General features: G+C 46.8%; 14 protein-coding genes. All 14 read left to right on the top strand.

Annotation, left to right across the window (positions count from 1 at the left end):
* The first annotated feature begins 206 nt into the window (after positions 1 to 206).
* The 14 genes from KNL20_RS13100 to KNL20_RS13030 are packed head-to-tail and all read left to right on the top strand — an operon-like array spanning position 207 to position 12,241.
* Positions 207 to 1,343 carry a 1-propanol dehydrogenase PduQ gene (locus KNL20_RS13100; protein ID WP_230398175.1) on the top strand — a complete coding sequence of 379 codons (1,137 nt, stop codon included), beginning with the start codon at positions 207 to 209 and terminating at the stop codon, positions 1,341 to 1,343.
* Positions 1,344 to 1,366: 23 nt separating this feature from the next.
* Complete coding sequence (gene eutS, locus KNL20_RS13095; RefSeq protein WP_230398174.1) at positions 1,367 to 1,714, top strand: ethanolamine utilization microcompartment protein EutS; 348 nt, start codon at positions 1,367 to 1,369, stop codon at positions 1,712 to 1,714.
* Positions 1,715 to 1,740: 26 nt separating this feature from the next.
* On the top strand, positions 1,741 to 2,202 hold the full coding sequence (locus KNL20_RS13090; RefSeq protein ID WP_230398173.1) for a EutP/PduV family microcompartment system protein: 462 nt from the start codon (positions 1,741 to 1,743) through the stop codon (positions 2,200 to 2,202).
* 23 nt (positions 2,203 to 2,225) lie between these two features.
* Positions 2,226 to 2,795, top strand: coding sequence for an ANTAR domain-containing response regulator (locus KNL20_RS13085; protein WP_230398172.1), 570 nt, complete (start codon positions 2,226 to 2,228; stop codon positions 2,793 to 2,795).
* A 1-nt stretch (position 2,796) separates the two neighbouring features.
* Positions 2,797 to 4,203: a sensor histidine kinase gene (locus tag KNL20_RS13080; RefSeq protein ID WP_230398171.1), complete on the top strand. Its 1,407-nt coding sequence runs from the start codon at positions 2,797 to 2,799 to the stop codon at positions 4,201 to 4,203.
* Between the two features lie 42 nt (positions 4,204 to 4,245).
* Complete coding sequence (gene eutA / locus KNL20_RS13075; RefSeq protein WP_230398170.1) at positions 4,246 to 5,676, top strand: ethanolamine ammonia-lyase reactivating factor EutA; 1,431 nt, start codon at positions 4,246 to 4,248, stop codon at positions 5,674 to 5,676.
* Between the two features lie 49 nt (positions 5,677 to 5,725).
* The gene (locus KNL20_RS13070) at positions 5,726 to 7,096 is read left to right on the top strand and encodes an ethanolamine ammonia-lyase subunit EutB (RefSeq protein WP_230400117.1); all 1,371 of its coding nucleotides are present in this window, start codon (positions 5,726 to 5,728) and stop codon (positions 7,094 to 7,096) included.
* Positions 7,097 to 7,109: 13 nt separating this feature from the next.
* On the top strand, positions 7,110 to 8,006 hold the full coding sequence (eutC, locus tag KNL20_RS13065) for an ethanolamine ammonia-lyase subunit EutC (RefSeq protein WP_230398169.1): 897 nt from the start codon (positions 7,110 to 7,112) through the stop codon (positions 8,004 to 8,006).
* A 20-nt stretch (positions 8,007 to 8,026) separates the two neighbouring features.
* Complete coding sequence (eutL, locus tag KNL20_RS13060; protein ID WP_230398168.1) at positions 8,027 to 8,680, top strand: ethanolamine utilization microcompartment protein EutL; 654 nt, start codon at positions 8,027 to 8,029, stop codon at positions 8,678 to 8,680.
* A gap of 48 nt (positions 8,681 to 8,728) precedes the next feature.
* Positions 8,729 to 9,262: a BMC domain-containing protein gene (locus KNL20_RS16455; RefSeq protein ID WP_329957472.1), complete on the top strand. Its 534-nt coding sequence runs from the start codon at positions 8,729 to 8,731 to the stop codon at positions 9,260 to 9,262.
* A 2-nt stretch (positions 9,263 to 9,264) separates the two neighbouring features.
* Positions 9,265 to 10,740, top strand: a complete 1,476-nt coding sequence (locus tag KNL20_RS13045; RefSeq protein WP_230398167.1) for an acetaldehyde dehydrogenase (acetylating) — start codon at positions 9,265 to 9,267, stop codon at positions 10,738 to 10,740.
* A gap of 20 nt (positions 10,741 to 10,760) precedes the next feature.
* On the top strand, positions 10,761 to 11,054 hold the full coding sequence (gene eutM / locus KNL20_RS13040) for an ethanolamine utilization microcompartment protein EutM (protein WP_230398166.1): 294 nt from the start codon (positions 10,761 to 10,763) through the stop codon (positions 11,052 to 11,054).
* Between the two features lie 21 nt (positions 11,055 to 11,075).
* On the top strand, positions 11,076 to 11,360 hold the full coding sequence (gene eutM / locus KNL20_RS13035) for an ethanolamine utilization microcompartment protein EutM (protein WP_230398165.1): 285 nt from the start codon (positions 11,076 to 11,078) through the stop codon (positions 11,358 to 11,360).
* Between the two features lie 35 nt (positions 11,361 to 11,395).
* On the top strand, positions 11,396 to 12,241 hold the full coding sequence (locus KNL20_RS13030; RefSeq protein WP_230398164.1) for an ATP-binding protein: 846 nt from the start codon (positions 11,396 to 11,398) through the stop codon (positions 12,239 to 12,241).
* Position 12,242: the final 1 nt, after the last annotated feature.

The following is a 12,242-nucleotide window of genomic DNA, read 5'->3' as shown; positions in this document are numbered from 1 at the left end:
AACAAAGTTGACAAGAAAAATAAATGATGCTATAATTGGTCTAAACTTAATTGTGCTTGCGGCGTAGTAAGTACAGAACTAAGCACGTTGGAGTGCCTTGGGTTTTCTTTATTTGAGAAAATCGGGGCACTTTTTTGTTTAATATAAACTTTTTTTGAGGTTTCTTATTAAACAACATTTAATCTGCATTAGAAAGGAGAATTTACTTGGAGTATTTTTATCTGAAGACCCGTATTTATATGGGAAAAGAAGGGCTGGATGAAATTTTGGACGGCGTTGAAAGAGCGCTGATTGTTACGGACTCTTTTATGTATAAGAGCGGTATGACTGCATATCTGACAGAGCCCCTTGAGCAGAAGGCTATAGAATATAAGATATTCTCAGAGGTAAAACCTGACCCGGATATCGCTGTGGTTGCCAGAGGAATATCTCTGATGCAGGAATTTCGGCCGCAGGTGCTGCTTGCACTTGGCGGAGGTTCACCGATAGATGCCGCCAAGGCCATGAACATCTTATCTGCGAAGCAGGAAGGTATGGAAAAATGCAGGTTTGCAGCGATTCCTACGACAAGTGGGACAGGCTCAGAGGTAAGTAAGTTCTCGGTGATCAGTGATCCAGAGCAAGCTGCCAAATATCCACTGGTAATGGATGAGATGATTCCGGATGCTGCACTGCTAGACGCAAGTCTGGTAAAGTCAGTTCCCCCTTCGGTCACGGCCGATACAGGAATTGATGTACTTACACACGCAATTGAAGCCCTTGTTTCCACAAATGCCAATGATTTCACAGATGCAGCTGCAGAAAAGGCCATCAAGCTTGTGAGAAGCAATCTTGTGAAGGTTTATAGTAATCCGGATGATTTGAAAGCACGCGAGAAGATGCATCATGCCTCCTGCCTGGCAGGAATCGCATTCAGCAATGCGGGTCTGGGTCTGAATCATGGTATGGCACATACCCTCGGGGCTCATTTTCATATTCCGCACGGGCGGGCAAACGGCATCCTGCTTCCGTATGTGATGGGATATAATGCGGGGTGTTTTGACCGGCTTACACCGGCTGCCGAACGCTATGCCAGAATCGCCGGTGTTGTCGGAATAGAAGGACCAACCATGCGCCAGAGCGCCTTCAATGTGATGAGAGATACAAAACAATATATACAGCAGCTGCATCTCCCGTCTTGTATAGAAGCAGCCGGGATATCCAAAAATGATTTTGACGGTGCGCTGGAAGAGATGGTGGAAGCGGCGTATAACGATGCCTGCACAAGAACAAATCCAAGGGTGTGCACAAAGGATGAAATCCGTTCTGTATTTATCAGAGCTTATTCCGGGAGAATTGTGTGACATAAGGAACGGAGGAAACATATATGTACGAAGATAAAAAAGAGAGAATTATTCAGGAATTTGTTCCCGGCAAGCAGGTGACGCTTGCCCATGTAATTCCGCATCCGGTTGACAGTTTATATGCAAAGATGGGCTTAATCGATGGAGAGGGAGCCATAGGCATCTTTACAATCACACCAAGTGAGGCAGCCATCATTGCGGCGGATGTTGCGGGCAAGGCGGCAGACATTCAGATCGGCTTTGTGGACCGCTTTAACGGGTCATTGGTAATCACGGGAGATGTGGCTGGAGTAGAGGCGGCATTGCATGATGTAATGAGTGTATTATGTGATTCCATGGGATTTGCACCAGCACCGATTACTCGGTCTTAAGTCCCGTTTTAACAGAAGGGAAAGGCATGAAGAAGGACAAGAAAAAGAGAATTATTTTAATCGGACGTTCCATGGCAGGAAAGACGACTTTGTGCCAATTCATCAGCAATCAGGATTTAAAGTATCATAAGACGCAGACAGTTCAGCTGCTGAATGATAACCTGATTGACACGCCGGGGGAATATCTGGAACGGAATTATTTAAGAGGCGCTTTGACGGTTACAGCAGTGGACGCAGATATTATAGCTTTGGTACAGCAGGCAGATGAGGCGGGCACGATGTTCCCACCCGGATACTCCAGTACCTTCGGAAAGCCCTGTGTGGGAATTGTCACAAAGAGCGACATCGCCTCCCCTGAACAGATAGAACAGGCGAAGGGCTATCTTACTCTGGCAGGAGCACAAGAAGTATTTGTGACCAGCAGCTATGAAGGAAGTGGATTCGACGAAGTACTGAGATATTTTGAAACTGATAAGTCAGAATCATAAGCATTCGAGCGGAGGAACAAAGGATGCGGGTAATCATTGCGGATGATGAACCAATAACGAGAATGGATTTAAGGGAGATGCTTGAGAAGGAAGGCTATGCCGTAGTTGGTGAGGCAGCTGACGGATTTGATGCGGTGGAAGCATGCAGGAAAGAGTCTCCGGATCTGGTAATTATGGATGTAAAGATGCCTCTTTTAGACGGCTTGTCGGCTTCATCCCTGATATCCAGGGAAAAGACGGCAGATACAATTGTGCTTCTTACAGCATATAACGACAGAGAGTTTATAGAAGCTGCAAAGGAAAGCGGTGTAAGCGGATATCTGATAAAACCCTTAAGTGAGCGTTCCCTTATTCCTGCACTTGAGATTGCAGTGGAACGCAGTAAAGAGATGAGAGGACTGCAGAAGGAATGCAGTATCATAGCCGGACGCCTGGAGAGCAGGATTGTGGTCGAGCAGGCAAAAGGGGTGATCATGAGCAGCCGTGGATTTTCGGAACAGGAGGCTTACGATTATATCCGCAGCATCAGCAGGCATAAGAATATTGCGATGAAGAAGGTTGCGGAGATTATATTAATGCGCAGAGGAAAGTGACATGCAGGATGTAATAAAACAGCTTTGTGAGGAATATACGGATCTGTCTGAGGATGAGATGCAGGTTGTCCGGATGATGGCGGGAACGCTGCAGCCCCTTGCCAATTTGGAGGCGGCAGACATCTTTATAGACTGTCCCTGTAAAGAGGGAGATGCCATTGTGGTTGCCGAAGCAAAGCCGGAAGAGGTACCGTCTTCGTATAAAAACAGTGTGGTGGGGATGCTTGCCAAAGCTGAGAATGAGCCAGCCGTTGCAAGAACCTTCAACCTGGGCATTGCTACTAAGTATATGAAGGCCAGAACACAGGAAGACAATTATACCATTCAATCGGTGGAACCAATAAAATACAATTCGCGGGTGATTGGTGTGCTGATACGCGAAAAGAGAATTACAGAAGAGACAAAAGAGACGGAAGACCGGTATGCGGCGGTGGAAATTCCGTTGAATCATATGATTAATGAAAGTGAATGGCTGACAGAAAGCATCGATGAGGGCCTTATTCTGGTGGACGACAGCGGTGTTGTTACCTTCCGAAACATGTATGCAAAAGAGTTGTTTCAGAGTCTGGGTTACGTGGAGGACATTCTGGGGCAGCAGTACAAAAATATCTGCCTGAACCCTTATGACGGGAAGTCGGATCTGGAGGAAGTTCTTTCAGAGGTCAGAATCAGCAATCATTATCTCAGAATCCGTCAGATCAAGTTGGAAAAAGAGAACATCAGACTGGCGGTGATTATACGGGATATCACCTGGAACCGCGAACAGGAAAAAAATCTGGTATTAAAATCAGTGGCCATTGAAGAGGTTCATCATCGGGTAAAGAATAATCTGCAGACAATTGCATCTTTGCTTCGTATGCAGGCCAGAAGAACCGAGAATGAAGAGACAAAGCATTTGCTGAATGAGAGCATCAACCGGATTCTATCCATCTCGGCAACTCATCAGCTTCTTGCACACAGCGGAAAAGATGAGGTGGAACTGAAAGAAGTACTTCATACGGTGAGAAACAATCTGGCGCAGACCTATCTGACCTCTGCACAGAAGATAAACCTGAAGCTGGAAGGAGACGATCTTACAGTGAATTCCGACATTGCCACATCGGTGGCGCTGGCGGTCAATGAGTTGGTTCAAAACTCCATAAGATATGCGTTTCCGGGAGAAAAGGTGGGAAATGTCTGTATCCGGATTGAAAGGGGCAAGATATATTCCACAATTACGGTTAAAGATGACGGAGCCGGATTTAATATCGGTAATATCAAAACGGGAAGCCTGGGACTGAAAATTGTAGAATCCATGGTCGAGGATAAACTTCATGGAAAACTAAAGATAAGGTCTGGCACACACGGTACAAAAGCTTCCTTTGACTTTATGAACAAATCGGCGGATTTGATAAGCTTTTCAAAGTGATATCGGCAGCATGAATTATTTCAATTCAAGGGGGTGGTTTCGGTGAAGGAAGAGATTACAAGTGTGGGAATTGATATAGGCACATCTACCACACAATTGATTTTCAGCAAACTCACCATAGAGAACAGAGCAAGCAGCTATACAGTACCGCGGATAGGCATCGTAGAAAAAGAAGTAACCTATAGAAGCCAGATTTATTTTACACCTCTTTTATCTCAGTCAGAGATAGATGCGGAAGGGGTTAAGAAAATCATTCAGGACGAATATCAAAAAGCAGGCATGAAACCGGAGGATCTGAAAACCGGAGCCGTGATTATCACAGGTGAAACAGCCAGAAAACAAAATGCCAATACCGTGTTGGCGGCGTTAAGCGACATGGCTGGGGATTTCGTGGTTGCCACCGCAGGACCGGATCTGGAATCCGTTTTGTCGGCAAAAGGCGCCGGTGCAGACCAGCTGTCAGAGGAGCACAGGGAGGTAGTAGCCAATGTGGATATCGGAGGCGGCACCAGCAATATTGCATTTTTCCAAAAGGGGGTGCTGAAAGGTACCTGCTGCCTGGATATTGGCGGACGCCTGATTAAAATTGAAAATGGAAGAATTTCCTATATCTATCCCGCAATCCGGGAACTGGCGGACAGGCATCAGATCCGGATACAGGTGGGAGACTCCGCTGATCAGGCCACACTATACCGCGTGTGTGAATGTATGGCCGAACAGCTGGCTATGGCTCTTCATGTGGCTGCCCCGGATGAATTCCATACAAAGATGTATACCAATCAGGGGGCTTCGCTTCCTGAAACTCCACAGATTGCGGCCCTCACATATTCAGGGGGTGTTGCGGACTGCGTTTATCAGGAAAAGCAGGGAGATATATACCAATATGGCGATATCGGTGTCCTGCTGGGGCGGGCGGTAAAGAATAATCCGTCCCTGCAGCGGCTTAAGATATATCCGGCAGCGGAAACAATCCGTGCAACGGTAGTTGGAGCCGGAACACAGACAACTAATGTCAGCGGCAGTACGATCAGCTATGCCGACCATAAACTGCCCATAAAAAACATTCCGGTTCTGAAGATTCCCGCGGAGGAGGAATGCGAACCGGCCAATTTCCAAAATGCAGTCCGAAGCAGGCTGCCTCTATATGAGACGGACGGCGCATTGGAGCAGATCGCTATTGCATTTTCCGGCAAGTATCATACAAGCTTTCTGAAAATCCAGGAACTTGCAGGCATGATTACCGAAAGCGCAGAGGAAATTATAAAAGGTCCATATCCGCTTATTCTGGTTATTGAAAATGACATAGCCAAGGTGTTGGGAAATGCGGTCAATATTTTCCTTGAACATAAGAAGGATGTTATCTGCATCGATGGAATTTATGCGAAAGATGGCGATTATATTGACATCGGTGAACCAGTCGCTGCTGGCCGGGTGGTTCCTGTTGTGATAAAAACACTGATTTTCAACTCCTGAAATCATTCAGGAAAAGCAGCCTAGTATAGAAAAAGGAGAGGTGAAAGAATTGATTTTAAAGACAAAGTTATTTGGCAAAATGTATGAGTTTAAATCTCTTCGTGAAGTGATGGCCAAGGCCAATGAAGAGAAATCCGGCGATAAGTTAGCGGGTATTGCCGCAGAATCTGCCGAAGAAAGAGTTGCGGCAAAAGTCGTTCTTTCTCACATTACACTGGAAGAACTCCGTAATAATCCAGCGGTTCCCTATGAGGAAGATGAAGTTACGAGAATCATCCAGGACGGTGTTAATGAGAAAATCTATGGTGAACTGAAAGGAAAGACGGTTGCGGAGTTCCGGGAGTGGCTTTTGGACACCCAGACGACAGGGGCGATGATTACACGTGCATCCCGTGGTCTTACCAGCGAAATGGTGGCGGCAGTCTGCAAGCTGATGACCAATCTGGATTTGATTTATGCAGCTAAGAAAATACGGGTTTCCGCACACTGCAACACCACAATTGGATTGCCCGGAACCTTCTCATCCAGATTGCAGCCGAATCATACGACCGATGATCCTAAGGGAATTATGGCATCCGTTATGGAAGGCTTAAGTCTTGGGTGCGGGGATGCGGTAATCGGATTGAATCCGGTAGACGATTCTGTGGAGAGTGTAACCAGAATCTTAAAAAGCTTTGACGAGTTCAAGAACAAGTGGGAGGTACCTACGCAGATCTGTGTTTTGGCACATGTAACAACACAGATGGAGGCGATAGAGAAATTCCATACGCCGATTGATCTGATGTTTCAGTCTGTTGCAGGTTCGGAAAAAGGAAATCGCGCATTTGGTCTTACGGCCGCAATGCTTGAAGAGGGACATGATATGATGCTGCATCAGGCCACAAGTACCGGACCCAACCTGATGTACTTTGAGACAGGACAAGGCTCCGAGCTTTCCTCAGATGCGCATAACGGATGGGATCAGGTAACGATGGAGGCCAGGTGCTATGGCTTTGCAAAGAAATATAATCCATTTCTTGTTAACACAGTCGTAGGGTTCATCGGACCGGAATATCTGTATGATTCAAAACAGGTCATCCGCGCCGGGCTGGAGGATCATTTCATGGGCAAACTGACAGGAATCCCCATGGGCTGTGATGCTTGCTATACAAACCATATGAAAGCGGATCAGAATGATATCGAAAATCTGGCAGCGTTGCTTGTTTCTGCCGGTTGTAATTATATTATGGGCGTACCACAGGGAGACGACTGTATGCTGATGTATCAGTGTACCGGTTATCATGACGCAGCCAGTCTTCGTGAAATATATGGTCTTCGTCCAATTCGTGAATTTGACCAGTGGCTGGAGAAGATGGGATTCTCAAAAGATGGAAAGCTGACACCACTGGCAGGTGATGCATCTGTATTTTTAAATAAATAGGAGGTGAAGTACTTTGGTTAACGAGAATGAATTAAGAAGTATTATTGAACAGGTATTAACAGAGATGCAGTTGGAGCCTAAGGAAACTCCTGCCGCCGGGGAAAGCCATGCTTCTCCAAATCATATCGCAGCGACAGTAATTGAAGAGGGTTATATCCCGGATGTGACTGCCGTTGATATTCGTACGCAGTATCTGGTAGAAAATCCCGTAAACAAGGAAGCATACGCTGATTTGAAAGCTTATGCACCCTGCCGTTTAGGCATCGGAAAGGCCGGTGCCCGGGTAAAGACAGATCCGGTTATGCAGTTTCGGGCAGCTCATTCCGCAGCGCAGGATGCGGTGTTCTCCGATGTTGATCAGGAATTTGTAGATCATATGGGTCTGTTCAGCGTACAGACACAGTGTGCCTCCAAGGATGTTTATCTTACAAGGCCGGATCTTGGCAGAAAGCTGGACGATGAAGGCGTAAAGACGATAAAAGAAAAGTGCAAGAGCAATCCCAAGGTGCAGATTTATGTATCCGACGGATTGAGTTCGGCTGCAGTTGCAGCAAATGTAGGGGATGTTCTTCCCGCAATTTTACAGGGTCTGAAAAGCTATGGCATTGATACAGGAACTCCTTTCTTTGTAAAATATGGCCGTGTAGGCGCCATGGATCAGATCTCAGAAATCACCGGCGCCGAAGTTACCTGTGTTCTGATCGGGGAACGGCCGGGACTGATTACTGCAGAATCCATGTCTGCATATATTGCTTATAAGGCGACAGTGGGAATGCCGGAGGCCAGAAGAACCGTAGTTTCCAATATCCATAAATCCGGTACAATTCCGGCAGAAGCAGGCGCTCATATTGCAGAAATCATTAAAAAAATTCTGGATCATAAAGCCAGTGGAACTGATTTAAAACTCTAGAGATACAAGGAGGGAATGTAATGAAACGAGATCCAATCAAGGCGGATGTCCTTGCAACAAAAATTATCCCCCATGTCAGCCCGGACATGGCAAAGGAACTGAATCTGGCGCCGGATCAGAAGTCTATTGCCCTGATCACGTCCAACTGCGATGATGTTACGTATACAGCGCTTGATGAGGCAACCAAGAAAGCCGATGTCAAGGTCGTTTATGCAAAGAGCTTTTACGGTGGAGCTGATAATGCCAATACAAAACTGGCAGGGGAAATCATCGGGATCCTTGCAGGACCGAATCCTGCAGAAGTACGAAGCGGCCTGGATGCCTGCGTTGATATAATTGAAAATGTAGCGCATTTTATTTCGGCAAATGAAGATAATACCATTGTGTACTATGCGCATTGTATTTCCCGAACCGGTTCTTATCTGTCTGAGGGAGCAGGAATTCCGGAAGGAGAGGCACTTGCTTACCTGATTGCACCTCCACTGGAAGCAATGTATGCTGTGGATGCCGCACTGAAGGCTGCAGATGTGCAGATGTGCGTGTTATATGCCCCGCCATCAGAGACCAACTTCGGTGGTGCTTTACTCACCGGAAGCCAGTCTGCCTGCAAGGCTGCCTGCGAAGCATTTGCCCAGGCGGTAGAATATGTGGCGGATAATCCCAAGGAATTATAAGAAGCATAGCACAAAAGCTCTACGAGGAGCTGCAGACGGAGGTATGATATGAAAGCATTGGGTATGATAGAAGTATATGGTTACCTTACTGCAGTGGAAGCTTTGGATTGTGCGTTAAAAGCGGCAAATGTTTCTTTATGTGATGTTGTAAAGGTGAAAGGCGGTATTGTGACCGTGCTGGTGGATGGAGATGTGGGAGCTGTAAAAGCAGCAATAGATGCTGCGCATGCGGCAGCAGAACGCGTGGGGCAGGTTATAAGCGTTCACGTGATTCCACGGCCGGCAGAGGAGGTCATCCGAATGCTCGACAAGGCCGGGCTTAAGTACGGGCCGGAAGCAGCGGATGAAACCGAAACAGAAGATGAAACCGAAACAGCAGAACAGACTGAGACAACAGAGGAAACAAAGAACTCCGATTTTTCAGAGGAACAGCTGGAAGCAATGACTGTAGTTGAACTCAGAAAATTGGCGAGAGATATAGAAATTACCAATATGACCCGCCAGGAGATCCGATTTGCCAGAAAACAGGAACTGATTCATGCGATATTAGACTTTAATATCAATAAAGGACAGGAGAGGTAAATATGCAATTATACGATAAAGATCTTTTGTCAGTGCAGGAAGTACGTGAATTGGTTGAAAAAGCAAAAACTGCCCAGCAGGAACTGAGCGAAAAAAGCCAGAAGGAGGTGGATGCGATTGTGAAATCAATGGCATCTGCCGGTGTACGTAATGCACAGCGCCTTGCAAAGATGGCTCACGATGAGACCGGATTTGGCATCGAAGCTGACAAAGTAATTAAGAATGTATTCGCAAGCAACGGCGTATACGAACATATTAAAGACATGAAAACCATAGGAGAACTTGGAAGAGATGAGGAAAAAAAGGTGTGTCATATCGCAGTCCCGGTTGGCGTTGTCGCCGGACTGGTACCGTCAACCAATCCTACGTCTACGGTTCTTTATAAAGCCTTAATAGCAGTCAAAGCGGGAGATGCCATCGTGTTTTCTCCACATCCGAATGCGCGGAACTGTATTCTGGAGGCTGTTAAGATGATTCGTCAGTCCATTGCGGAAGCAGGAGGGAACGAGGATCTGGTAGGCTGCATCACTTTGCCTACGATGCAGGCGACAGACCACCTGATGCATCATCCGGACATCTCACTGATCCTGGCCACAGGAGGATCTGCCATGGTTCGGGCAGCGTACTCTTCAGGAACCCCGGCTATCGGAGTCGGGCCGGGAAATGGTCCGGCATACATCGAGAAAACGGCGGATCTTCCTTTGGCAGTGAAGAGAATTATGGAATCTAAGACCTTTGATAATGGTACAATCTGCGCATCCGAACAGTCGGTGATCTGCAATGAGGATATGGCGCAGGCAGTGCAGACAGAGATGGAGCGCCAGGGAGCATGCTTTTTGTCGGATGAACAGCGCAAGAAGCTGGGCAGTTTCATCTTAAGGGCAAATGGTACCATGAACCCGGCCATTGTAGGTAAATCTGCACAGACAATTGCAGACCTTGCTGGTATAGACATTCCAGCGGGCACCAAAGTACTGGTTGCAAAGGAGGACGGAATCGGACGCGGGCACCCGTACTCAAATGAAAAACTGGCTCCGATTTTGGCATTTTATACCGCCGGGTCATACAAAGAAGTATGTGAGCTTTGCTGCGATATTTTGCACTATGAGGGAGCAGGTCATACATTTTCCATGCATACAAAAGACCAAAACATGGTAGACTATTTTGCAAAAAGAATTCCTGCATCCAGAATTGTTGTGAATACATCAAGCACATTGGGTGGAATCGGTGCATCTACCAATCTGGCACCTGCGCTGACACTTGGCTGCGGAGCAATTGGCGGCAGCTCGACCTCGGACAATGTAGGACCTTTGAATCTGCTGAACATAAAACATGTGGCAGAAGGAATAAAAGAACTGGATGATATTAAGGCAGACCTTCCGGACTGTTCCGAAGGGGTATGTAAACCGCAACATTTCAGTGATATCAATATGGATGTCATTGTAAGTGAAATCATAAAGCGTCTTCAAAATGCTTAAACAAAAAGGAGGAATGAGACATGGCAGCACAGCAGGCATTAGGAATGATTGAAACAAGAGGACTGGTAGCATCCATTGAAGCAGCGGATGCTATGGTAAAGGCAGCAAATGTAACACTGATTGGGAAAGAGCACGTAGGCGGCGGCCTTGTAACCGTCATGGTACGTGGGGACGTGGGCGCCGTTAAGGCAGCCACAGATGCAGGTGCAGCGGCAGCAGAACGTGTGGGAGAACTGGTATCCATCCATGTAATCCCAAGACCTCATGATGAAGTGGAAGCAATTCTTCCAAAACAGAGCAGAAGTATTGAGTAAAGCAAAAAGGAGGAATGAGATATGGCAGCAATGCAAGCATTAGGAATGATAGAAACACGTGGTCTGGTAGCTTCGATTGAAGCAGCGGACGCGATGGTAAAGGCAGCAAATGTAACACTGATTGGGAAAGAGCATGTAGGCGGAGGTCTTGTAACCGTGATGGTACGCGGAGATGTGGGAGCCGTTAAGGCGGCCACAGACGCAGGTGCAGCGGCAGCAGAACGTGTAGGAGAACTGGTATCCATTCATGTAATCCCCAGGCCTCATGAAGAGGTAGAGGCTATTCTGCCTTCTCTGGAAAGGTAGGGATAAGACCAGAGAAGGAGGTGGCTTAAACAGTTATGAAAGTGATAACAGAAGCGGTATTACGCGATGAACTAAGAGCATCTAAGCCAGCATCCTACACCATTCCGGAGGGGAAAATCCTGTCACCGGCGGCCAGGGAATATCTGCAGCAGTGCAAGATCAAGATTATCCGGGAAGCTGATAAAGCCGCCGAAGCTGAAAAGGAAAATCAGGCGGATGGGTCAGGTACGCAGGAAGAGTCATGGAAGCCAGTCAAGGATTATGTGGCTACTCCGGTACTGCCTATGCCCAAGGTAAAACTCTCTGAAGAAGAGGAAGGTGCAAAGCCTAAATTTGTGGATTACGAAACCGGTGCCTACTATTTTACAAAGCCCGAACACATGACCCACTTATATGGCAATGTACTCGTGCCAAAGGATCATAAGCGGATTGTTTTCCGGGGAAAACTGGATAGTCTGGAGGCATTATTTGTATTACACCAGGCTACGTTGGCAGAAGAAGGCTATAAAAAGCTGATCGAAGACCTTCAGGATGTACTTTCAAGTCTTCGGGAGATGATGCGCTGTGATGCTATGAATGAGCCGTTCCGAAGAGATTATATGATTGGGTTAACGCATGAGGAGCTGCGCGAGCATTCTCATTATCCATTGAAATATTATAAGATTAAACAGATGGTGCTCCCAGATTATACATTGGGCAGGATCTATGCGATGCTGAACCAGCTGCGTACGGCAGTCAGAGAAACGGAGGCAGCCGCCGCAGGGGCATTACGGAACGGTAAAACGTATGAGCATAAAGACTTTATTGAAGAACTGAATCGTATGTCAAGTGCCATGCACATCATCATGTGTAAGTATCTGGCAGGAGATTACGAAAAGTAAG

Origin of the sequence: Novisyntrophococcus fermenticellae (assembly GCF_018866245.1) — a bacterium.
Taxonomy (GTDB): domain Bacteria; phylum Bacillota; class Clostridia; order Lachnospirales; family Lachnospiraceae; genus Novisyntrophococcus; species Novisyntrophococcus fermenticellae.
The sequence above is the reverse complement of the archived record's forward strand: the minus strand, read 5'-3'. Positions and strand labels throughout refer to the sequence as shown.

Bases quoted from the DNA above. Each gene is read 5' to 3' on its own strand.
- eutS (WP_230398174.1), top strand. From the start codon at position 1,367: ATGTACGAAGATAAAAAAGAGAGAATTATTCAGGAATTTGTTCCCGGC.
- KNL20_RS13090 (WP_230398173.1), top strand. From the start codon at position 1,741: ATGAAGAAGGACAAGAAAAAGAGAATTATTTTAATCGGACGTTCCATG.
- KNL20_RS13085 (WP_230398172.1), top strand. From the start codon at position 2,226: ATGCGGGTAATCATTGCGGATGATGAACCAATAACGAGAATGGATTTA.
- KNL20_RS13080 (WP_230398171.1), top strand. From the start codon at position 2,797: ATGCAGGATGTAATAAAACAGCTTTGTGAGGAATATACGGATCTGTCT.
- eutL (WP_230398168.1), top strand. From the start codon at position 8,027: ATGAAACGAGATCCAATCAAGGCGGATGTCCTTGCAACAAAAATTATC.
- KNL20_RS16455 (WP_329957472.1), top strand. From the start codon at position 8,729: ATGAAAGCATTGGGTATGATAGAAGTATATGGTTACCTTACTGCAGTG.
- KNL20_RS13045 (WP_230398167.1), top strand. From the start codon at position 9,265: ATGCAATTATACGATAAAGATCTTTTGTCAGTGCAGGAAGTACGTGAA.
- eutM (WP_230398166.1), top strand. From the start codon at position 10,761: ATGGCAGCACAGCAGGCATTAGGAATGATTGAAACAAGAGGACTGGTA.
- eutM (WP_230398165.1), top strand. From the start codon at position 11,076: ATGGCAGCAATGCAAGCATTAGGAATGATAGAAACACGTGGTCTGGTA.
- KNL20_RS13030 (WP_230398164.1), top strand. From the start codon at position 11,396: ATGAAAGTGATAACAGAAGCGGTATTACGCGATGAACTAAGAGCATCT.